We start from the raw sequence: 19,911 nt of genomic DNA on the forward strand, positions 1-19,911 counted from the left end.
GATCGCCCCCACCGAAGGATCCCCGTGCCGCTGACTGCTGACGTGAAGACGGAACTCACCTCGGTGCGAGACCCGCGGCCCACCGCACGCGTCGCAGAACTCACCACGATCCTGCGCTTCTCCGGCGGCCTCCACTCGATCGCCGGCCGCGTCGCCGTCGAGGCCGAGGTCGAGACGGACGTGCTCGCCCGCCGGGTCGCCCGCGACCTCGTCGAGATCTACGGCGTCCGCCCTGAACTCGCCCACGTGCAGTCGTCGGGTGGGCGCTCCGCCAACCTCGTCGCCGTCCGCGTCATCGAGGGCGGCGAGACCCTCGCCCGGCAGACCGGACTGCTCGACAACCGACGACGCCCGGTCCGCGGTCTCCCCAACAAGCTCACCACCGGCGCCCGTCCCGACCTGGCCGCCGTGTGGCGCGGGGCGTTCCTCGCCGCGGGCAGCCTCTCGGATCCGGGGCGCTCCGCCGCCCTCGAAGTCGCCTGCCCTTCGGGGGAGGCCGCCATGGCGCTCGTGGGCGCCGCTCACCGCCTCGGGATCGCCGCGAAGGCCCGGGAAGTGCGCGGCGTGCCCCGTGTCGTCGTCCGCGACGGCGAGGCCATCCGCGCCACCCTGCTCATGATGGGCGCGCAGAAGACCGCCGCCGCGTGGGAGGAGATGCGCCAGCGCAGGGAGGTGCGTGCCGGCGTGAACCGCCTCGTCAACTTCGACGACGCGAACCTTCGTCGCTCCGCGCAGGCAGCCGTCGCCGCCTGCGCCCGCGTCGAGCGCGCGCTCGAGATCCTCGGCGACACCGTGCCGGACCACCTGAAGCAGGCCGGAGATCTGCGCCTCGCCCATCGGGACGCGAGTCTCGACGAGCTCGGCCACCACGCCGATCCGCCGATGACGAAGGATGCCGTGGCGGGCCGCATCCGGCGCCTCCTCGCCATGGCCGACAAGAAGGCCGCGCAGGATGGCATCCCGGACACCGAGTCCGCCGTTCCTGCCGGCCTCGAAGACTGACGGGATACATCCCCTCTTCCCGGGAAGCAACCGGGTGCCCGGTGGGTTGGCCCTCAATAGGATGAATCCGACCGGCTGCGCCGTGTGCGCAGCACCGACAGAAGGAAGAGGACATGGCGAAGTACACCCTGCCTGAGCTCCCGTACGACTACTCCGCTCTCGAGCCGAGCATCAGTGGCAAGATCATGGAGCTTCACCACTCGAAGCACCACCAGGCCTACGTGACGGGCGCGAACACCGCCCTCGAACAGCTCGCCGAGGCGCGCGAGACCGGCAACCTCGCGAACGTCAACAAGCTCGAGAAGGACCTCGCGTTCAACCTCGGCGGACACGTCAACCACTCGATCTTCTGGACCAACCTCGCTCCTGCGTCGCAGGGTGGCGGCGGCGAGCCCGAGGGCGAGCTCCGTTCGGCGATCGACGAGTTCTTCGGCGGTTTCGACAAGTTCCAGGCGCACTTCACGGCGGCAGCCACCGGCATCCAGGGATCGGGCTGGGCCGTGCTCAGCTGGGATCCGATCGGTGAGCAGCTCATCATCCAGCAGCTCTTCGACCAGCAGTCGAACACGGCGCAGGGCACCCTCCCGATCTTCCAGCTCGACATGTGGGAGCACGCCTTCTACCTCGACTACCTCAACGTCAAGGCGGACTACGTCAAGGCGGCGTGGAACATCGCGAACTGGCAGAACGTCGCACAGCGTCTCGACGCCGCGCGTGAGAAGACGGCGGGCCTGCTCTAGTAGTAGGGTCGTTCACAGGTGAGGATGCCGGGCTCCTCCCGGCAACGGGGGCTGAGCCCCGGCATCCTCTCTCATTTCCAGCACATCGCGGGTCGACCCCGTTCATGGGGCGTGCGCGAAGAAAAACGGGAGACAACGTGTCTGTCAAGATCGGCATCAACGGCTTCGGCCGTATCGGACGCAACTTCCTTCGCGCGGCGCTCGCGCAGGGAGCTGACCTGGAGATCGTGGCGGTGAACGACCTCACCGACAACAAGAGCCTCGCTCACCTCCTCAAGTACGACTCCGTCGGCGGTCGCCTCGACGCCGAGGTCTCGTACACCGAGGACTCGATCACGGTCAACGGCAAGACCATCAAGGTCTTCGAAGAGCGCGACCCCGCCAACCTCCCCTGGGGCGACCTGGGCGTCGACATCGTCATCGAGTCGACCGGTCGTTTCACCAAGGCCGCAGACGCCAAGAAGCACATCGCCGGCGGCGCCAAGAAGGTCATCATCTCGGCTCCCGGCACCGACGTCGACGGCACGTTCGTCATGGGCGTCAACGACGGCACGTACGACTCCGAGACGATGCACGTCATCTCGAACGCGTCCTGCACCACGAACTGCCTCGCGCCCATCGCCAAGGTCTTCAACGACAACTTCGGCATCGAGCGCGGCTTCATGATGACGGCCCACGCCTACACCGCCGACCAGAACCTCCAGGACGGCCCCCACGGCGACCTGCACCGCGCCCGCGCCGCGGCGATCAACATCGTCCCCGCCGCGACCGGTGCCGCGAAGGCCATCGGCCTGGTCCTGCCCGAGCTGAACGGCAAGCTCAGCGGCTCGTCGTACCGCGTGCCCGTGCCCACCGGCTCGATCGTCGACCTCACGGTCGTCACCCCGACCGAGGGCCTGACCGCCGAGGTCATCAACGCCGCGTTCGAGAAGGCCGCTGCCGAGGGCGACCTCGTCGGATACATGAAGTACAACACCGACGCGATCGTCTCCAGCGACATCCAGCTCGACCCGCACTCGTCGGTGTTCGACGCCGGCCAGACCAACGTGTCGGGCAACCTGGTCAAGATCTCGTCCTGGTACGACAACGAGTGGGGCTACTCGAACCGCCTCGTCGACCTCACCGAGCTCGTCGCCAGCAAGCTCTGACGATGGCTCTGCGCACCCTCGATTCGCTGGGTTCGCTCGCAGGCAAGCGCGTCATCGTCCGTGTCGACTTCAACGTCCCCCTGAAGGACGGCGTCATCACGGACGATGGCCGCGTGCGTGCGGCCATCCCCACGCTCCGCGCGTTGGTCGAGCAGGGGGCGCGCGTCATCGCGGTCTCCCACCTCGGCCGCCCCGACGGCGCACCGGACGCGAAGTACAGCCTCGCTCCGGTCGCGTCGCGTCTGTCCGAGCTGCTCGGCCAGGAGGTCGCGTTCGCGACCGACACCGTCGGCGACTCGGCTCGTGACGTCGTCGCCGCCCTCGCGGACGGTCAGGTCGCCGTCCTCGAGAACCTCCGCTTCAACGCGGGGGAGACGGCTAAGGATGACTCGGCCCGCCGCGCCTTCGCCGAGCAGCTCGCCGCCCACGGCGACGCGCTCGTCTCGGACGGGTTCGGTGTCGTGCACCGCAAGCAGGCGTCGGTCTATGACCTCGCCGAGCTCCTGCCGTCCGCTGCCGGCCTTCTGATCGAGAAGGAGGTCGACGTCCTCGACCGCCTCACCGAACGCCCTGAGCGTCCCTACGCGGTCGTTCTGGGCGGTTCCAAGGTCAGCGACAAGCTCGGCGTCATCGAGCACCTCCTGCCGCGCGTGGACAAGATCCTCGTCGGCGGCGGCATGCTCTTCACCTTCCTCGCGGCCCAGGGCCACAAGGTCGGCAAGAGCCTCCTCGAGGTCGACCAGCTCGACACCGTCCGCGGCTACATGGAGACGGCGCGCGAGCGCGGCGTCGAGCTGATCCTGCCGGTCGACGCCGTGATGGCGTCGGGCTTCGCGGCGGACGCGGACCACGTCGTGGCATCCGCCGACGCCCTCGAGGACACCGACTTCGGTGCCGACGGCATGGGACTGGACATCGGCCCGAAGACGGCGGAGCAGTTCGCCGAGGCGATCCGCGGCGCGAAGACGGTCTTCTGGAACGGCCCGATGGGCGTGTTCGAGATGGAGGCCTTCGCCGCCGGGACGAAGACGGTCGCACAGGCGCTCACCGAGGTCGACGGTCTGTCGGTCGTCGGCGGCGGCGATTCGGCCGCTGCCGTCCGGCAGCTCGGCTTCGCCGACGACGATTTCGGCCACATCTCCACCGGTGGTGGAGCCAGCCTCGAGTTCCTCGAGGGTAAGAAGCTGCCCGGATTGGAGATCCTCGGATGGGAAGCGTGACCCGTAAGCCGCTCATCGCCGGCAACTGGAAGATGAACCTCGACCACCTGCAGGCGGTCGCGTTCGTCCAGAAGCTGCATTGGACGCTGAAGGATGCGGCGCACGAGACCGACTCGGTCGAGGTGGCGGTCTTCCCGCCGTTCACCGACATTCGCACCGTGCAGACGCTCATGGACGCCGACAAGATCCCGTTCGCCCTCGGCGCGCAGGACGTGTCGGCGAAGGACTCCGGGGCGTACACGGGCGAGGTCTCGGGCGCGTTCCTGAAGAAGCTCGACGTGCACTACGTGATCATCGGTCACTCGGAGCGTCGCGAGTACCACGCGGAGTCCGACGAGATCGTCGCCGGAAAGGTGCAGGCCGCGCTCCGGCACGGTCTCGTGCCCGTGATCTGCGTCGGTGAGACGCTCGAGCAGCGCGAGGAGTCCGGCCCCACGGCCGTATCCGTCGCGCAGCTGCGCGCCGCCCTCGAGGGTGTCGCGTCGGACGCGGACATCGTCGTGGCGTACGAGCCCGTCTGGGCGATCGGCACCGGTCAGGTCGCATCGCCCGAGCAGGCTCAGGAAGTCTGCGCGGCGCTGCGATCGGTGGTCGCGGATTCCCTGGGGGATGCCGCAGCCGAGCGCACCCGCATCCTCTACGGCGGATCGGTCAAGTCGGGCAACATCGCCAGCTTCATGCGCGAGCCCGACGTCGATGGAGCCCTCGTCGGCGGTGCGAGCCTGCTGGCGGACGAGTTCGCCGCGATCATCCGATACCAGAAGCACGTCGGCGTATGACCTCGAGCGGTGCGGCGTCTCACGGCGTCGCACCGCTCAGCCGGTATACTCGTGCGAACGCCGAGTTATTCGGCGACCCGAAAGGCTTTCAACGACTGTGGACATCCTCCAGCTTGTGCTGCAGGTGCTGCTGGGACTCACCAGCCTCCTGCTCACGCTCCTGATCCTTCTGCACAAGGGCCGCGGCGGCGGCCTCTCCGACATGTTCGGCGGCGGTATGAGCTCGGCGATGGGCTCTTCGGGCCTCGCTGAGCGCAACCTCAACCGCTTCACGGTCGTCCTGGCGCTCGTGTGGTTCGTCTCGATCGTGGCCCTCGGCCTGATCACGAAGTTCCAGAGCATCTGATGGCGACCGGGGGGAACGCGATTCGGGGCACCCGCGTGGGTGCGGGCCCGATGGGGGAGCAGGACCACGGTCACCACGCCGACCGTGTGGCGGTCTCGTACTGGGATGCCCTCGGAAACGAGACGGTGCGCTATTTCGCAGCCGGCATCGCCGAGGACGAGATCCCCGAGACGATCGACTCGCCGCACTCCGGTCTTCCGGCAGGTCGCGACAAGGCCAATCCGCCGGCGCTGGCCAAGACCGAGCCGTACAAGACGCACCTCGCGTACGTGAAGGAGCGGCGCTCCGACGAAGAAGCGGAGTCGATCCTCGGCGACGCTCTGCAGCAGCTGCGCGAGCGGCGCGGTCAGGACTGAGCGGCGCTCGACGCACCACGACAGACCCCGGGTTCGTTCAGAACTCGGGGTCTATCAGTTCCTCCGGGACGTTCTTCGCGGCAGCCTCATCCACGAAGAACACGGTCTGCTTCCGCCCCTTCGCGCCGGCCGCGGGGACCGAGTGGTAGCTCGCGCCGGCGAGGGCCAGCCCCAGCGCCGATGCCTTGTCCGTACCGGGCAGGACGAGCCACACCCGTCGGGACGAGTTGATGACCGGTCGCGTCAGGGTGATCCGGTCGGACGGTGGCACGGGGGAGTCCCGCACGGCGAGGACCGAGTGGTCGGTGTCGCCGATCTCGCTCCGGTCCGGAAACAGCGAGGCGATGTGCCCGTCCGGTCCCACACCCAGGAAGGCGATGGTGAATCGGGGCCAAGCCTGCCCGGCCGCACCGTACTCCGCGAGCTCGGCAGCGTAATCGGTCGCGGCCTCGTCATGGCTCCGACCCGCGCCCGCTGACGAGATCGGGTGGATGTTCTGCTCGGGGACGTCGATCTGCGACAGGAACGCGAGACGGGCCGCCACCTCGTTGCGGGCAGGATCGTCGGCCGCGACGAAGCGCTCGTCACCCCACCAGAAGTGAACCTTCGACCAGTCCACATCGTGACGGGCTGAGCTTTCGCCGGCTGCCTGGAGGACTGACGTACCCGCCGTGCCGCCGGTCAGCAGGACGTGCGTGGTCTTCCCCTCGCTTGCGCGCGACGAGATCCGTTGGAAGAAGCGCTTCGCGACACCTTCGGCCAGGGTCCGGGCATCCGGACTGACGACGACGCGCTTCTCCGCGCGGAACTCCGACATGCGACTCCTACCTCGTGGGAGGGTCGAGGAGCTCCCACCCTTCGGTGATGACTCGACCATACAAGAGGTCGGGATCGAGGCGGCGCAGCTCCTCCGCGAGGCACTCCCGCAGCGACCGGCGCGGCAGGACGATGTCGTGCGTGGGCTGACCGGGCTGGGTGAGCGTCGCATCCGTCGCGCTGGTGCGCTCCAGGACGATGTCGCCCGACTCGCGGGAGAGCGTGACCGATCGGATGCCGTGCGTCCACTCCTCCTCGTCGGTGTAGTGCCACTCGACGGCGACGTCCAGCTTGAGGCGCAGCCATGCGGCGAGGAGCCCCGTGGACGGCGAACTCCCCGCGCCCACGACCGTGACAGCGGAGACCTGCTCGAACGGCGGCTGGTCCAGGACAGCGGCGAGCTGTTCCCGCCAGTGCGTCAGGCGGGTCCACGCGAGATCCGTGTCGCCGGGGGCGTACGCGGAGCCGAGCTGCGCGAGACGGTCCGGTGCGAACGGCTCGGTCGAGGCATCCGTGATGCGTCGCTGAGCCATGTGGCCGATCGGCGACTGAGCCGGGTCGGTGGGCGGGTCATCGGGCCACCAGGCCACGACCGGCGCGTCGGGGAGGAGGAGGCCGTTGACGAGGCTCTCCTGGTTGTCGGCGGCCTCGCCGCGTGCCCGGAGGACGACGACCTCGCTCGCACCGGCGTCGCCGCCGACGCGGATCTGCGCGTCGAGGCCGGTCGGAGCGTCCGGCTCGACGACGAGGACGATGACGCGCATCGGGTGCTCACGCGATGCCGCGTTGGCGGCGTCGATGGCTTCCTCGTCGAACCCTCCGGTCGAGACGATCACGAGGGTCAGGACGCGTCCGAGGGCGACGGCGCCGCCCTCTTCGCGGACGCTGACGAGCTTCTTCGCGATCGTGGACACCGTGGTGTCGGGCAGATCGACGATCATGGACGCCTCCAGACGCGGCCGTCACGGGCCAAGAGTTCATCGGCGGACGGGGGACCCCAGGAACCGGGGGAGTACTGCTCGAGCGGCTCGTCCTGCTCGGCCCAGAAGCGTTCGACCGGGTCCAGGATGCGCCACGAGAGCTCCACCTCTTCGTGCCGGGGGAACAGGGGAGGATCGCCCAGGAGGACGTCGAGGATGAGTCGTTCGTAGGCCTCGGGGCTCGACTCGGTGAACGCGTGGCCGTAACCGAAGTCCATCGTCACGTCGCGCACCTCGTTGCCGGCGCCGGGGACCTTCGACCCGAAGCGGAGCGTCACGCCCTCGTCGGGCTGGATGCGGATGACGAGCGCGTTCTGGCCGAGCTGCAGTGCCTGCGAGCGCAGGAATAGAAGCGGGGGCGTGTGCTTGAACACGACGGCGATCTCCGTGACGCGGCGTCCGAGACGCTTGCCGGTGCGCAGGTAGAAGGGGACCCCGTTCCACCGGCGCGTCGCGATCTCGAGCTTGATGGCGGCGTACGTCTCCGTCTTCGACTGCGGATCCATGCCGTCCTCGTCGAGGAACCCGGTGACGTGCTCACCGCCCTGCCATCCGCCGGCGTACTGACCTCGCGCGGTGGCGGTCGCGAGGTCCTCGGGCAGCGTGACCGCTGCGAGGACCTTCTCCTTCTCGGCGCGCAGGTGCTCCGCGTCGAGGGAGATGGGCTCCTCCATCGCGGTGAGGGCGAGGAGCTGGAGGAGGTGGTTCTGGATGACGTCGCGCGCCGCGCCGATGCCGTCGTAGTACCCGGCACGGCCTCCCACGCCGATGTCCTCGGCCATGGTGATCTGGACGTGGTCGACGTAGTTCGCGTTCCACAGCGGCTCGTACAGCTCGTTGGCGAACCGGAGCGCCAGGATGTTCTGGACAGTCTCCTTGCCGAGGTAGTGGTCGATGCGGAAGATCGCGTCGGCGGGGAAGGCGACTTCGAGAGCCTCGTTCAGCTCGCGGGCCGTCTGCAGGTCGCTGCCGAACGGCTTCTCGATCACGACGCGGCGCCAGGTGTCTCCGCCGGCGGACTCATCGACCAGTCCGGAGTCGCGCAGCTGCCGTGCCACGACCGGGAAGTCCTTGGGCGGGATCGACAGGTAGTAGGCGTGATTGCCCATGGTGCCGCGCTCGGTGTCGAGCTTCTCGACCGTCTCGCGGAGACGAGCAAAGGATGCCGGGTCGTCGAACTCGCCCTGGACGAAACGGATCCCCTGGAGGAGCTGGTTCCAGGTCTCCTCACGGAAGGGGGTGCGGGCATGCTGTCGCACGGCCTCGTACACGACCTTCGCGAAGTCCTGGTCCTCCCAGTCGCGACGCGCGAACCCGACGAGGGCGAACCCGGGGGGCAGAAGTCCGCGGTTGGCGAGGTCGTACACGGCAGGCATGAGCTTCTTGCGCGACAGATCGCCCGTCACGCCGAAGATCACGAGCGCGCTCGGCCCCGCGATGCGGTTGAGGCGACGATCGTCGGGATCGCGGAGGGGGTTGATCCCCCGCGAGATCTCAGCAGCCATTGGTCAGTTCGCGCCGTCGAGGGCCTGGCGCACCGTGCCCTGCAGATCGTGCCACGAGACGATGAACTTCTCGACGCCCTCATCCTCGAGCACCTGGGTGACGTCGACGAGGTCGACCCCGGCCTCCGCCAGCTGGTCGAAGACGCGGTGAGCGTCCTCGTAGGCGCCGGTGACGGTGTCCCCAGTGACCTTCGCGTGGTCGAACGTGGCCTCGAGCGTCTTCTCGGGCATCGTGTTCACGGTGCCCGGCGCGACGAGCTCGGTCACGTAGAGGGTGTCGGGAAGGGCAGGGTCCTTGACGCCGGTCGAGGCCCAGAGGGGACGCTGCACCGTCGCGCCCGCGGCGATCAGCTCGGCGGCATCCGACTGAGCGAATCGCTTCTCGAACAGCTCGTACGCCAGGCGCGCGTTGGCGACGCCCGCCTTGCCCTTCAGCGCTGCGGCTTCGCCCGTGTCGATCGCCTCGAGGCGCTTGTCGACCTCGGTGTCCACGCGCGAAACGAAGAACGAGGCAACCGAGTGGATCGTCGCGATGTCGTGACCGTTCTCCTTCGCCCGGCGCACACCCTCGAGGTACGCGTCGATGACCGCCGCGTAGCGCTCGAGGCTGAAGATGAGGGTCACGTTCACCGAGATGCCTTCGGCGAGGACGGCGCTGATGGCCGGAAGGCCCGCGAGGGTCGCGGGGATCTTGATCAGCGTGTTCGGGCGGTCGACCTTCGCCCACAGTTCCTTCGCCTGGGCGACGGTCGCGTCGGTGTCGTGTGCGAGGTCGGGGGAGACCTCGATCGACACGCGTCCGTCGACGCCGTCCGTGCGGTCGAACACGGGACGGAAGATGTCGGCCGCGTCACGCACGTCGGTGGTCGTGATCTCGAAGATCGCCGTGTCGACATCCGCGCCCTGGGCCGCAAGAGCCTGCAGCGGAGCGTCGTACGAGTCGTCGTCCTTGTTGCCGATGGCGGCCTGGAAGATCGACGGGTTGGTGGTGACGCCGACGACATCGCGCGTCTCGATCAGCTGGGCGAGGTTGCCGGTGTCGATCCGCGATCGCGAGAGGTCGTCGAGCCAGATGCTGACGCCGGCGGCGGACAGGTCCTCGGTGGGGGTGCTCATGCGTTCTCCTTGACGGTTGCGCGGGCCGCTTCGACGACCGCATCGGCGGTGACGCCGAACTTCTCGAACAGGGTCTTGTAATCGGCGGAGGCGCCGAAGTGGTCGATGCCGACGGTGCGTCCGCTGTCACCGACGACCGCGCGCCACAGGCCCGTGGCTCCCGCCTCGACCGAGACGCGCGCCTTGACCGCGGCGGGCAGGACCGACTCGCGGTAATCCGCATCCTGTTCGGCGAACCATTCGAGACTGGGTGCGGACACGACGCGTGCGCCGATGCCCTCGGCGGCGAGCGTCTCGCGTGCCGCCACAGCCAGCTGGACCTCAGAGCCGGTGGCGATGAGGATCACGTCGGGCTCTCCCTCGGGAGCGTCGAGGAGCGTGTACGCACCCTTAGCGACACCATCCGTCGTGGCGTAGCCGTTCTCTCCGCGCGGGAACACGGCGATGTTCTGGCGGGTGAGAGCGATACCCGTCGGGCCGTCCTGGCGGCGCAGGATCTCGAGCCAGGCCGCGGCCGTCTCGTTCGCATCCGCGGGACGGACGACCGTGAAGTTCGGGATGAGCCGCAGCGTCGCGAGCTGTTCGATCGGCTGGTGCGTCGGGCCGTCCTCGCCGAGGGCGACGGAGTCGTGGGTCCACACGAACACCGAGGGGATGTTCATGAGGGCGGCCAGTCGCACCGCCGGGCGCATGTAGTCGCTGAAGATCAGGAACGTCCCGCCGAACGGACGGGTCGGACCGTGCAGCTTGATGCCGTTGATGATCGCGCCCATGGCGTGTTCGCGGATGCCGAAGTGCAGCACGCGTCCATAGGGGTCGCCCGACCACTCGTGCGTGGACCACTCGGCCGGGATGAAGCTCTTCGCGTCCTTGATCGTCGTCAGGTTCGACTCGGCGAGGTCGGCCGAACCGCCCCAGAGCTCGGGGAGCTCGGCGGCGAGGGCGTTGAGCACGACGCCCGAGGCGGCACGGGTCGAGACGTCCTTGCCGGCCTCGAAGGAGGGGAGGGCGTCGGCGATTCCGTCGGGAAGGGCTGCCGCCTCGAGGCGGTCGAGCAGCGTCTTCCGCTCGGGGTTCGCGGCGGCCCAGGCGTCGAAGGACTCCTGCCAGGCGGCGCGGTCGGCCGCTGCGCGCTGGGCGAGCGAACGGGTGTGGGTGAGGACCTCGTCCGCGACGGCGAAGTTCGCTTCGGGGTCGAAGCCGAGGACCTTCTTCGTGGCAGCGAGTTCGTCGGCGCCGAGGGCGGAACCGTGGATCTTGCCCGAGTTCTGCTTGCCGGGCGAGGGCCAGCCGATGATCGTCTTGAGGACGATGAGGGAGGGCTTGGACGTCTCGGCCTTGGCGGCCTCGATCGCGGCGTGGAGGGCAGCGACATCCTCGACGTACTCGCCGGTCTTCTTCCAGTCGACCGTCTGCACCTGCCAGCCGTAGGCCTCGTACCGGGCCTGCACGTCCTCGGTGAAGGCGACGTTGGTGTCGTCCTCGATCGAGATCTGGTTCGAGTCGTAGATCGCGATCAGGTTGCCGAGCTGCTGGTGGCCCGCGAGCGAACCGGCCTCGGAGGTGACACCCTCCTGGAGGTCGCCGTCACCGGCGATGACGAAGATGTGGTGGTCGAACGGCGAGGTGCCGGCTTCGGCCTCGGGGTCGAAGAGACCGCGCTCGTATCGTGCGGCGTAGGCGAAGCCGACGGCCGAGGCTAGCCCCTGGCCGAGCGGACCCGTCGTGATCTCCACACCCTTCGTGTGGCCGTACTCGGGGTGGCCGGGGGTCAGCGAGCCCCAGGTGCGGAGCGCCTTCAGGTCATCGAGCTCGAGACCGAAGCCGCCCAGGTAGAGCTGCACGTACTGCGTCAGCGACGAGTGACCGGCGGACAGGATGAACCTGTCGCGACCGAGCCAGTGGGTGTCGGCGGGATCGTGGCGCAGCACGCGCTGGTAGAGCAGGTACGCCGCGGGCGCGAGGCTCATCGCGGTCCCCGGGTGGCCGTTGCCGACCTTCTCGACGGCATCCGCCGCCAGCACCCGCGCGGTGTCCACCGCGCGTCGATCGATCTCGTCCCAAACCAGCTCTGACACCTGGAAGCCTTTCGTCGGTGAGTCGGCGCGGACGACTGCTGATCATGAAAGAAGAGGGACGTCCCGCGTCGGGATTTTCAGCATATCGACCCGGGGCACCCGCCGAGGCCGGGGCGGCGCTCTGTGACGTGCGCTGTCAGCGAAGCGTCCGATCCGGTCGAGAAGTACCGCCCGCGGAGGATGCCGTAGACTCGGGGGACGATCTACACGGCAGGGGCGATGGCACTCACGGACACCGGCGCGCGCGTATCCGCGCCCGCTCGACAGTCGTTCGGCCGAACCCTCCGCGCGTACGTTCAGCTGACGAAGCCGCGGGTTCTCGAACTGCTGCTCGTCACGACGATCCCGGTCATGTTCCTGGCCGCGAACGGTCTCCCTGATCTGTGGCTGATCCTCGCGACGGTTCTGGGCGGCGCCATGAGCGCGGGCTCGGCGGCATCCTTCAACATGTACCTCGATCGCGACATCGATGCGCACATGAAGCGCACCGAGAACCGACCGCTCGTCACGGGTGAGGTCTCACCCCGCGGCGCGCTCGTCTTCTCGTGGACGCTCGCCATCGTGTCCACGGTGTGGCTCTGGGTGTTCACGAACTGGGTCGCCGCAGCCCTCAGCGCCGCAGCCATCTTCTTCTACGTCGTGATCTACACGATCCTTCTCAAGCGCCGCACCGAGCAGAACATCGTGTGGGGCGGGATCGCCGGGTGCTTCCCGGTCATCATCGGGTGGTCGGCCGTCACGGGTTCTCTCACGTGGACGCCCTTCATCCTGTTCCTGCTCGTGTTCCTCTGGACGCCGCCGCACTACTGGCCGCTGTCCATGAAGTACAAGGGCGACTACGCGGAGGTCGACGTGCCGATGCTCGGCGCGACCCGCGACGGTGCACAGGTCGGCCTGCAGGTCATCCTCTACGCGTGGGCGACCATCGCGAGTTCACTCCTGCTGATCCCGGTCGCCGGCATGGGCATCGTCTACACCGTGTCCGCGCTCGTGTTCGGCGGCTGGTTCATCTACGAGTCCCACGTCCTGTACGCACGTGCTGTGCGCGGCGACAAGATCCAGCCGATGCGCGTGTTCCACGCCTCCATCACGTACTTGACGCTGCTGTTCGTCGCCATCGCGATCGACCCGCTGCTGCCGTTCTGACCGCAGCGGGCCGATCACTCGGTCAGCGTGCCGCGCCGTCGAGGACGGGCTCGGTCGTGTCGTGGTCTTCCGGCTGGTCGACGGGCTCGATGGCGTCGTCCGCCTCGGGTGCAGTCTGCGCCTGAGGGGTGACGGCGAAGGCGCGCAGGGCGCCCAGCGTGAAGGCCAACAGGAGGCCGATCGCGCCGACGCCGATCAGGATCGCGCCCAGGACAGCCCAGATCTGCCCGACATAGACCTCCACGCCGGTCGCGGTACCGGCGGTCAGCGCGGTCTCCATCGTCCCGAGCTTGTCTATCAGGACGACGGCGCCGGCGGCGCTGGATGCGAGGGAGCCTGCCACGAGCAGCCAGAACGGGATGCTGCGGGTCAGGCGGGGGCGGGTGTTCATCGAATCTCCTCCGGGTCGAAGCCGTCCGGATTCGAACGGCCCGGGCCACTGTGGTCGATGGACCCTGCGGGAGGTGATGCGGAACCTATGAACTTTCAGTGAGAGGTGGCGACGTCTTCGGCCGGTACGGGCGCCTTGAGGCGCAGGATGACCACGGTCATGGTGGCCGCCGTCAGTGCAGCGAGCACCATGTGGACGCCGACCGCGATCTCGGGGAGACCGTTGCGCGCCTGGTAGAGACCCACCGCGATCTGGACCGCTTCGGCGAGCAGGAGGACGGAGATCCACGTGCGGGGCCGCAGGCGCTTCGCCCAGGCGACGCCGACCAGCACGAGCGTCAGAGCGAGAAGCGTGTATCCCGGCCAGGCGTGGACGTGCTCGAGGATCTCGGCGTTGAAGCCGTTCCGGCCGGCCGCCGCGTCGCCCGAGTGGGGGCCGGCGCCGGTGGTGAGGACTCCGAAAGCGATCGTCACCGCGAGGACGGCGGTCGTGGCGTGCGCGAGCCCGGCGTACCACGTCGGTACCACGCGGAGGCGGGGGGCGGCCGGCTCCTTCATGCGCACGAGGAATGCGGCGCAGACGCAGACGAGGACCAGCGACACGACGTAGTGGAAGCCGACGATGAACGGGTTCAGGCCCGTCAGGACCGTGATGCCGCCGACGATGGCCTGCGCGACGACGCCGCCGAGGACGATGAGCGCCATGACGAACAGGTCGCGGCGGGCACGCCGCATCCGCCACACGAGGATGACGACGATCAGCGCGAGGATGCCGACGAGCCCCGTCAGCGTCCGGTTGCCGAACTCGATGACGCCGTGGATGCCCATCTCGGGAGTCGCCACGAGCGATTCCGGCGTGCAGGTGGGCCACGTAGGGCAGCCGAGGCCGGAGCCGGTGAGCCGGACGGCGCCGCCGGTGCCGATGATGAGCGTCTCGGCGATGAACGAGAGCCAGGCCACGAGGGGCAGCAGACGCGGCATCCGCGTGACGGGCGGGGCGGTCGGTGTCGACGCGGTGATGAGCATGGGGTCGCCTCCGGGCGAGGGCCGGCACGCCGCGGGGGACGGCCGTGCCTGTAGAATGAAGCAGTCGGCGAGCGCGATCCCCATCGCAGCCCGCACAACGATTCTAGGCGCGGTATCGCGTCGTCAGAGCGGCCAGCAGCGGCATCCCCCTCGTGCACTCCTCTCACGGGAGGGAATGCCGGAACGGATGACACCGTTGCCGCCCGTGAGGAGGAAATTCATGTCGGATGTGCTCATCGACCGTCCCGAACTCGAAGGCCTGGGGGTGTACGAGTTCGGCTGGCACGACGCGGATGCCGCCGGTGCCATCGCCCAGCGAGGTATCAACGAGGATGTGGTCCGCGGGATCTCCTCCCTCAAGAGCGAACCCGAATGGATGCTGAAGACCCGCCTCAAGGGGTACCAGCTCTTCGGTCGCAAGCCGATGCCGACGTGGGGCGCCGACCTCTCGGGCATCGACTTCGACAACATCAAGTACTTCGTGCGCTCGACCGAGAAGCAGGCGCAGACGTGGGAGGACCTCCCCGAGGAGATCCGCAACACGTACGAGAAGCTCGGCATCCCCGAGGCGGAGCGTCAGCGCCTCGTCGCCGGCGTCGCCGCTCAGTACGAGTCCGAGGTCGTCTACCACCAGATCCGCGAGGACCTGGAGCAGCAGGGTGTCATCTTCATGGACACCGACACGGCACTGCGCGAGCACCCCGAGTTCTTCGAGGAGTACTTCGGCACGGTCATCCCCGCGGGCGACAACAAGTTCGCCGCGCTGAACACCGCTGTGTGGTCGGGTGGCTCGTTCGTCTACGTCCCCAAGGGCGTGCACGTCGAGATCCCGCTCCAGGCCTACTTCCGCATCAACACCGAGAACATGGGCCAGTTCGAGCGGACGCTGATCATCGCCGACGAGGACAGCTACGTCCACTACATCGAGGGTTGCACCGCTCCCATCTACAAGAGCGACTCGCTGCACTCGGCCGTCGTCGAGATCATCGTGAAGAAGAACGCCCGCGTTCGGTACACGACGATCCAGAACTGGTCGAACAACGTCTACAACCTCGTCACCAAGCGCGCCGTCGCCCATGAGGGCGCGACCATGGAATGGGTCGACGGCAACATCGGCTCCAAGGTGACGATGAAGTACCCGTCGATCTACCTGATGGGCGAGCACGCCAAGGGCGAGACCCTGTCCGTCGCTTTCGCCGGTCCCGGCCAGCACCAGGACGCCGGCGCGAAGATGATCCACATGGCGCCGTACACCCAGTCGTCGATCGTCTCGAAGTCGATCGCGCGCGGCGGCGGCCGCGCCGGCTACCGCGGTGAGGTGCGGGTGGACGCCAACGCGCACCACTCGGCCAACACGGTCCGCTGCGACGCGCTGCTGGTCGACACGATCTCGCGCTCCGACACGTACCCGGCGATCGACATCCGCGTCGACGACGTCCAGCTCGGCCACGAGGCGACCGTCTCGAAGGTCAGCGAGGAGCAGCTGTTCTACCTCATGAGCCGCGGCATGCCCGAGGACGAGGCGATGGCGATGATCGTGCGCGGCTTCATCGAGCCGATCGCCCGCGAACTGCCCATGGAGTACGCCCTCGAGTTGAACAAGCTCATCGAGATGGGCATGGAAGGATCCGTCGGCTGATGACGACAGCGACTCAGGCCCCCGCATCCGATGCGAAGGGCCACATCGACCCTGCGGCGAAAGTGACCGACCGGAACGTTCCCGTGCAGACCCGCTCGGAGCGTCCGTGGTCGTTCGACCCGGCCGACTTCGGCGCGCCGACCGGCCGCGAGGTCAACTGGAAGCACACGCCGCTCGACCGCGTCGCCGCGCTGCTGGCCGACGAGCCCGCTCCGCACGACGTCATCGGCGTCGAGGTGACCGGACCGGATGCCGTCGAGCACCGCCGTCTGCAGAAGGACGAGGCGCCCCGTGGCGAGGTCTTCCGCCCCGAGGATGTCGTCAGCGCGATCGCCTGGGCTCAGGAGCCCGAGGCGCCGCTCATCCGGATCCCCGCGAACACCGAGATCGACGAGCCCGTCGTCGTGACCCTCACCGGTCGCGGGGGCGTCGCTCATGCGCACGTCGTCATCGAGGCGCAGGTGAATTCGCGCGGTACCGTCGTGCTGCGCCACGAGGGAACCGCCGCTCAGGCGCAGAACGTCGAGATCATCGTCCGTGACGGCGCCGCCCTCACGGTCGTGTCGGTCCAGCGATGGGACGACGACGCCGTGCACCTCGCCGCGCACCAGGCCCGCGTGGACCGCGATGCGACCCTCACCCACATCGTCGTCAGCCTCGGCGGCGGCCTCGTGCGCGTGAACCCGTCGGTCGAGCTCGCCGGTTCCGGCGCGCAGGGACGCCTGTACGGCCTCTCGTTCGCCGACGCGGGGCAGCATCTCGAGAGCCAGGTCTATCTCCACCACAAGGGCGACCACACGAACGGCGACGTCCTGTACAAGAGTGCGCTGCAGGGTGCCTCGGCGCGGACCGTCTGGATCGGCGACGTCCTCATCGGACCGGATGCCGTCGGTACCGACTCCTACGAAGCGAACCGTAACCTCGTCCTCACCGACGGAGCTCGCGCAGACTCCATCCCGAACCTCGAGATCGAGACCGGCGACATCGTCGGTGCCGGGCACGCGAGCGCGACGGGCCGGTTCGACGACGAGCAACTCTTCTACCTGCAGGCCCGCGGGATCGACGAGGAGCAGGCACGACGTCTGGTCGTCCTCGGCTTCCTCGCCGAGATCGTCCAGAAGATCGGCATCCCGTCCCTCGAGGACGAGTTCATCGCCGCCATCGAGGCGGAGCTCGTCGGGGAGGTCACGCGATGACCGCCGAGAAGGTGCTCCAGCTGAGCGAGCTCGAGCAGGACACCGCCGTGCGCGTCGAGGTCGGCGGTGTCGCCATCTCCGTGGTGCTCGACGGTCAGGGCGAGGTCCACGCGATCGGCGACACCTGCACGCACGGTGACATCTCGCTGGCGGACGGCTTCGTCGAGGGCGAAACGCTCGAATGCTGGGCGCACGGGTCCGCGTTCTCGCTCCGCACCGGCCGCCCCCTGAATCTCCCGGCCTACGAGCCGGTGCCCGTCTACGTGGTCACGATCGACGGGGACGACATCCTCATCGATCCCGCCGTGACCAAAGCCGTGAACTGAAGAAAGAAGCTGACATGTCTGTCCTCGAGATCCGCGACCTCCATGTGACCGTCGAGACGGAAGCCGGCGAGACCCCGATCCTCAACGGCGTCACCCTCACCGTCCGCACGGGCGAGACCCACGCCATCATGGGCCCGAATGGCTCCGGCAAGTCGACGCTCGCGTACACGATCGCCGGCCACCCCAAGTACACCGTCACGGGTGGCACCATCACCCTCGACGGCGAGGACGTCCTCGCGATGTCGGTCGACGAGCGTGCGCGCGCCGGTCTCTTCCTGGCGATGCAGTACCCGGTCGAGATCCCCGGCGTGACGGTCACGAACTTCCTGCGTACCGCCAAGACCGCCATCGACGGCGAAGCGCCGTCGATCCGCTCGTGGACGAAGAACGTGAAGGGCGCCATGCAGAACCTGCGCATGGACCCGAAGTTCGCTGCCCGCAACGTCAATGAGGGCTTCTCCGGCGGCGAGAAGAAGCGCCACGAGATCCTGCAGCTCGAGCTCCTGAAGCCCAAGCTCGCCATCCTCGACGAGACGGACTCCGGCCTCGACGTCGACGCGCTCAAGATCGTCTCCGAGGGCGTCAACCGCGCCAAGGAGGAGAGCGACATGGGCGTCCTGCTCATCACCCACTACACCCGCATCCTCCGCTACATCCAGCCCGACTTCGTCCACGTCCTCGTGAACGGTCGCGTCGCTGAGGAAGGCGGCCCGGAGCTCGCAGCGCGGCTGGAGGACGAGGGTTACGACCGTTTCCTCGCCCCGGTCGGCGGCGAGCAGGCCTAGGATCGTCGCATGACCGAGACGCTCGCACCCGAGAAGTACGACGAGGTCACCGAGGCGCTCAAGGACGTCATGGACCCCGAGTTGGGGGTCAACATCGTCGACCTCGGCTTGATCTACGACCTGGGATGGGACGACGAGAACGACGCACTCGTCATCCACATGACCCTGACGTCGGCCGGCTGCCCCCTGACGGACGTCCTCGAGGAACAGACCGGCCAGGCACTCGACGGCGTCGTGGACCGATTCCGTATCAACTGGGTCTGGATGCCGCCGTGGGGACCGGAGAAGATCACCGATGACGGACGCGACATGATGCGCGCGCTCGGATTCTCGATCTGACCTGAAGACGGCGGCCACCCGGCCGATGGAAGAAGCGGTGCGACTGTGTCGCACCGCTTCTTCAGTTCTCCGACCGTCCGAGTCGCCAGTAGCCCATGAAGGCGACGGCGCGGCGGTCGATGCCGACCTCGCTCACCAGGTGGCGACGCAGTGCCTTGATGGCGGAGGCTTCGCCGGCCAGCCACGCGTACAGCGGCGCGCTCTTCAGGGCGGCTCCACCCTTCGCCGTGCGAGGGACCTCCCACAGGATGTCGTGATCGACGTCGATCTCCTCGACCTCCGCACCGATACCGCGGGGTGCGAGACGGTGGGCGACCTCGCTGACGGCGGCGATGAGGTGATCGTGTCGGTGGTCCTCGCCCGCCCGGGCCGCGGTGATGAGCTCGAATCCCGGATGAGCGGGCAGATACGCGATGTCATCGGCATGCGGCACCTCGAGGACGACGACGCCGCGAGCGTCGGCGGGGAGCTGCTCCAGAATGCGGGCGATCGCGGGCGCCGCGGTCTCGTCTCCCGCGAGGAGGATGTTCTCCGTCTTGGCGGGCGGGACGAAGTCGATGCCGTAATTGACGCCCGTGTGGGAGGTCGTCGGCGCGAGGATCAGCACCTCGTCGCCTGCCTTCGCCTCGGCGATCCACGCCGAAGCAGGGCCCATGACGTTGTGCGCCACCATGTCGATGTCGACCTCGTTGGCCTCGTTCCGCACGGCGCGAGTCGTGTACGTCCGCATCACGGGACGGGCGTCGTCGGGCAGTGCGCGCCACCGGTCGTACCAGTCCTCACCGGTGGGCATCGAGTCGATCGGCGCGGTCGGAGTGGGGAAGAGGATCTTCACCCGCTGGTCGAACCCCGGGTCGCCGTAGGCGGAGAGCGCGGTGTCCTTGAAGGTGAAGCGGCGGAAACTGGGGGTCACGTCTGCGACGGACGCCACCGGTGCACGGAAGAAGGCCATGGTGTTGAGGGACATCGGTCACTCCG

21 protein-coding genes are annotated in these 19,911 nt (G+C 68.3%); 13 read left to right on the forward strand and 8 right to left on the reverse strand.

Features of this window, described 5'->3' with window-relative positions:
* Positions 1-24 precede the first annotated feature (24 nt).
* From whiA to BLR68_RS11390, 7 genes are all read left to right on the forward strand, one after another.
* Positions 25-1,002: a DNA-binding protein WhiA gene (whiA, locus tag BLR68_RS11360; RefSeq protein ID WP_018186501.1), complete on the forward strand. Its 978-nt coding sequence runs from the start codon at positions 25-27 to the stop codon at positions 1,000-1,002.
* A 113-nt stretch (positions 1,003-1,115) separates the two neighbouring features.
* Positions 1,116-1,742, forward strand: coding sequence for a superoxide dismutase (locus tag BLR68_RS11365; protein WP_018186502.1), 627 nt, complete (start codon positions 1,116-1,118; stop codon positions 1,740-1,742).
* 137 nt (positions 1,743-1,879) lie between these two features.
* Entirely contained in the window at positions 1,880-2,890 is a 1,011-nt protein-coding gene (gene gap / locus BLR68_RS11370; protein ID WP_018186503.1) for a type I glyceraldehyde-3-phosphate dehydrogenase, read from the forward strand.
* A gap of 2 nt (positions 2,891-2,892) precedes the next feature.
* Entirely contained in the window at positions 2,893-4,110 is a 1,218-nt protein-coding gene (gene pgk / locus BLR68_RS11375) for a phosphoglycerate kinase (protein WP_018186504.1), read from the forward strand.
* Positions 4,098-4,889: a triose-phosphate isomerase gene (gene tpiA / locus BLR68_RS11380; protein WP_018186505.1), complete on the forward strand. Its 792-nt coding sequence runs from the start codon at positions 4,098-4,100 to the stop codon at positions 4,887-4,889. Before pgk ends, tpiA begins: the two co-directional genes overlap by 13 nt.
* Before the next feature lie 97 nt (positions 4,890-4,986).
* Positions 4,987-5,235 carry a preprotein translocase subunit SecG gene (gene secG, locus BLR68_RS11385; protein WP_018186506.1) on the forward strand — a complete coding sequence of 83 codons (249 nt, stop codon included), beginning with the start codon at positions 4,987-4,989 and terminating at the stop codon, positions 5,233-5,235.
* Positions 5,235-5,591, forward strand: a complete 357-nt coding sequence (locus BLR68_RS11390; RefSeq protein WP_018186507.1) for an RNA polymerase-binding protein RbpA — start codon at positions 5,235-5,237, stop codon at positions 5,589-5,591. Before secG ends, BLR68_RS11390 begins: the two co-directional genes overlap by 1 nt.
* Positions 5,592-5,628: 37 nt before the next feature.
* On the opposite strand, the gene pgl is transcribed toward BLR68_RS11390, so the two are convergent.
* From pgl to tkt, 5 genes are read right to left on the reverse strand one after another with little or no spacing between them, the layout of a single operon-like run.
* Entirely contained in the window at positions 5,629-6,408 is a 780-nt protein-coding gene (pgl, locus tag BLR68_RS11395) for a 6-phosphogluconolactonase (RefSeq protein ID WP_018186508.1), read from the reverse strand.
* A gap of 7 nt (positions 6,409-6,415) precedes the next feature.
* Positions 6,416-7,348 (reverse strand): glucose-6-phosphate dehydrogenase assembly protein OpcA, encoded by a 933-nt coding sequence (locus BLR68_RS11400; protein WP_018186509.1) that lies wholly within the window; start codon positions 7,346-7,348, stop codon positions 6,416-6,418.
* The gene (gene zwf, locus BLR68_RS11405) at positions 7,345-8,892 is read right to left on the reverse strand and encodes a glucose-6-phosphate dehydrogenase (RefSeq protein ID WP_018186510.1); all 1,548 of its coding nucleotides are present in this window, start codon (positions 8,890-8,892) and stop codon (positions 7,345-7,347) included. Before zwf ends, BLR68_RS11400 begins: the two co-directional genes overlap by 4 nt.
* Positions 8,893-8,895: 3 nt before the next feature.
* Entirely contained in the window at positions 8,896-10,008 is a 1,113-nt protein-coding gene (gene tal / locus BLR68_RS11410; RefSeq protein ID WP_018186511.1) for a transaldolase, read from the reverse strand.
* A complete protein-coding gene (gene tkt / locus BLR68_RS11415) occupies positions 10,005-12,086 on the reverse strand; it encodes a transketolase (protein WP_018186512.1) in 2,082 nt (693 codons plus the stop codon). Before tkt ends, tal begins: the two co-directional genes overlap by 4 nt.
* Before the next feature lie 219 nt (positions 12,087-12,305).
* On the opposite strand from tkt, the gene BLR68_RS11420 reads away from it, so the two are divergent.
* On the forward strand, positions 12,306-13,232 hold the full coding sequence (locus tag BLR68_RS11420) for a heme o synthase (protein ID WP_018186513.1): 927 nt from the start codon (positions 12,306-12,308) through the stop codon (positions 13,230-13,232).
* Positions 13,233-13,254: 22 nt separating this feature from the next.
* On the opposite strand, the gene BLR68_RS11425 is transcribed toward BLR68_RS11420, so the two are convergent.
* Entirely contained in the window at positions 13,255-13,623 is a 369-nt protein-coding gene (locus tag BLR68_RS11425; RefSeq protein ID WP_018186514.1) for a hypothetical protein, read from the reverse strand.
* Positions 13,624-13,718: 95 nt separating this feature from the next.
* Entirely contained in the window at positions 13,719-14,648 is a 930-nt protein-coding gene (locus BLR68_RS11430; RefSeq protein ID WP_018186515.1) for a COX15/CtaA family protein, read from the reverse strand.
* 220 nt (positions 14,649-14,868) lie between these two features.
* Between BLR68_RS11430 and sufB the strand changes: the two genes are divergently transcribed.
* From sufB to BLR68_RS11455, 5 genes are read left to right on the forward strand one after another with little or no spacing between them, the layout of a single operon-like run.
* Positions 14,869-16,287 (forward strand): Fe-S cluster assembly protein SufB, encoded by a 1,419-nt coding sequence (sufB, locus tag BLR68_RS11435; RefSeq protein WP_018186516.1) that lies wholly within the window; start codon positions 14,869-14,871, stop codon positions 16,285-16,287.
* Complete coding sequence (sufD, locus tag BLR68_RS11440; protein ID WP_018186517.1) at positions 16,287-17,483, forward strand: Fe-S cluster assembly protein SufD; 1,197 nt, start codon at positions 16,287-16,289, stop codon at positions 17,481-17,483. The genes sufB and sufD overlap by 1 nt, the downstream gene beginning before the upstream one ends.
* The gene (locus BLR68_RS11445) at positions 17,480-17,809 is read left to right on the forward strand and encodes a non-heme iron oxygenase ferredoxin subunit (protein WP_018186518.1); all 330 of its coding nucleotides are present in this window, start codon (positions 17,480-17,482) and stop codon (positions 17,807-17,809) included. Before sufD ends, BLR68_RS11445 begins: the two co-directional genes overlap by 4 nt.
* A 14-nt stretch (positions 17,810-17,823) precedes the next feature.
* Positions 17,824-18,594 (forward strand): Fe-S cluster assembly ATPase SufC, encoded by a 771-nt coding sequence (gene sufC, locus BLR68_RS11450; RefSeq protein ID WP_018186519.1) that lies wholly within the window; start codon positions 17,824-17,826, stop codon positions 18,592-18,594.
* Positions 18,595-18,603: 9 nt separating this feature from the next.
* Positions 18,604-18,933: a metal-sulfur cluster assembly factor gene (locus BLR68_RS11455; protein ID WP_018186520.1), complete on the forward strand. Its 330-nt coding sequence runs from the start codon at positions 18,604-18,606 to the stop codon at positions 18,931-18,933.
* Between the two features lie 61 nt (positions 18,934-18,994).
* Here BLR68_RS11455 and BLR68_RS11460 read toward each other — a convergent pair whose 3' ends face one another.
* Positions 18,995-19,900, reverse strand: coding sequence for a siderophore-interacting protein (locus BLR68_RS11460; protein ID WP_018186521.1), 906 nt, complete (start codon positions 19,898-19,900; stop codon positions 18,995-18,997).
* Between the last annotated feature and the right edge of the window lie 11 nt (positions 19,901-19,911).

The organism is Microbacterium sp. 77mftsu3.1, from assembly GCF_900100525.1.
In the GTDB taxonomy this organism is placed as follows: domain Bacteria; phylum Actinomycetota; class Actinomycetes; order Actinomycetales; family Microbacteriaceae; genus Microbacterium; species Microbacterium aquilitoris.

Coding starts and splice junctions, on each gene's coding strand:
- pgl (WP_018186508.1), bottom strand. CDS start 6,408: ATGTCGGAGTTCCGCGCGGAGAAGCGCGTCGTCGTCAGTCCGGATGCC.
- sufB (WP_018186516.1), top strand. CDS start 14,869: ATGTCGGATGTGCTCATCGACCGTCCCGAACTCGAAGGCCTGGGGGTG.
- BLR68_RS11400 (WP_018186509.1), bottom strand. CDS start 7,348: ATGATCGTCGATCTGCCCGACACCACGGTGTCCACGATCGCGAAGAAG.
- BLR68_RS11460 (WP_018186521.1), bottom strand. CDS start 19,900: ATGTCCCTCAACACCATGGCCTTCTTCCGTGCACCGGTGGCGTCCGTC.
- sufD (WP_018186517.1), top strand. CDS start 16,287: ATGACGACAGCGACTCAGGCCCCCGCATCCGATGCGAAGGGCCACATC.
- pgk (WP_018186504.1), top strand. CDS start 2,893: ATGGCTCTGCGCACCCTCGATTCGCTGGGTTCGCTCGCAGGCAAGCGC.
- BLR68_RS11420 (WP_018186513.1), top strand. CDS start 12,306: ATGGCACTCACGGACACCGGCGCGCGCGTATCCGCGCCCGCTCGACAG.
- tpiA (WP_018186505.1), top strand. CDS start 4,098: ATGGGAAGCGTGACCCGTAAGCCGCTCATCGCCGGCAACTGGAAGATG.
- BLR68_RS11365 (WP_018186502.1), top strand. CDS start 1,116: ATGGCGAAGTACACCCTGCCTGAGCTCCCGTACGACTACTCCGCTCTC.
- BLR68_RS11455 (WP_018186520.1), top strand. CDS start 18,604: ATGACCGAGACGCTCGCACCCGAGAAGTACGACGAGGTCACCGAGGCG.
- BLR68_RS11445 (WP_018186518.1), top strand. CDS start 17,480: ATGACCGCCGAGAAGGTGCTCCAGCTGAGCGAGCTCGAGCAGGACACC.
- BLR68_RS11425 (WP_018186514.1), bottom strand. CDS start 13,623: ATGAACACCCGCCCCCGCCTGACCCGCAGCATCCCGTTCTGGCTGCTC.
- tal (WP_018186511.1), bottom strand. CDS start 10,008: ATGAGCACCCCCACCGAGGACCTGTCCGCCGCCGGCGTCAGCATCTGG.
- sufC (WP_018186519.1), top strand. CDS start 17,824: ATGTCTGTCCTCGAGATCCGCGACCTCCATGTGACCGTCGAGACGGAA.
- BLR68_RS11430 (WP_018186515.1), bottom strand. CDS start 14,648: ATGCTCATCACCGCGTCGACACCGACCGCCCCGCCCGTCACGCGGATG.
- zwf (WP_018186510.1), bottom strand. CDS start 8,892: ATGGCTGCTGAGATCTCGCGGGGGATCAACCCCCTCCGCGATCCCGAC.
- BLR68_RS11390 (WP_018186507.1), top strand. CDS start 5,235: ATGGCGACCGGGGGGAACGCGATTCGGGGCACCCGCGTGGGTGCGGGC.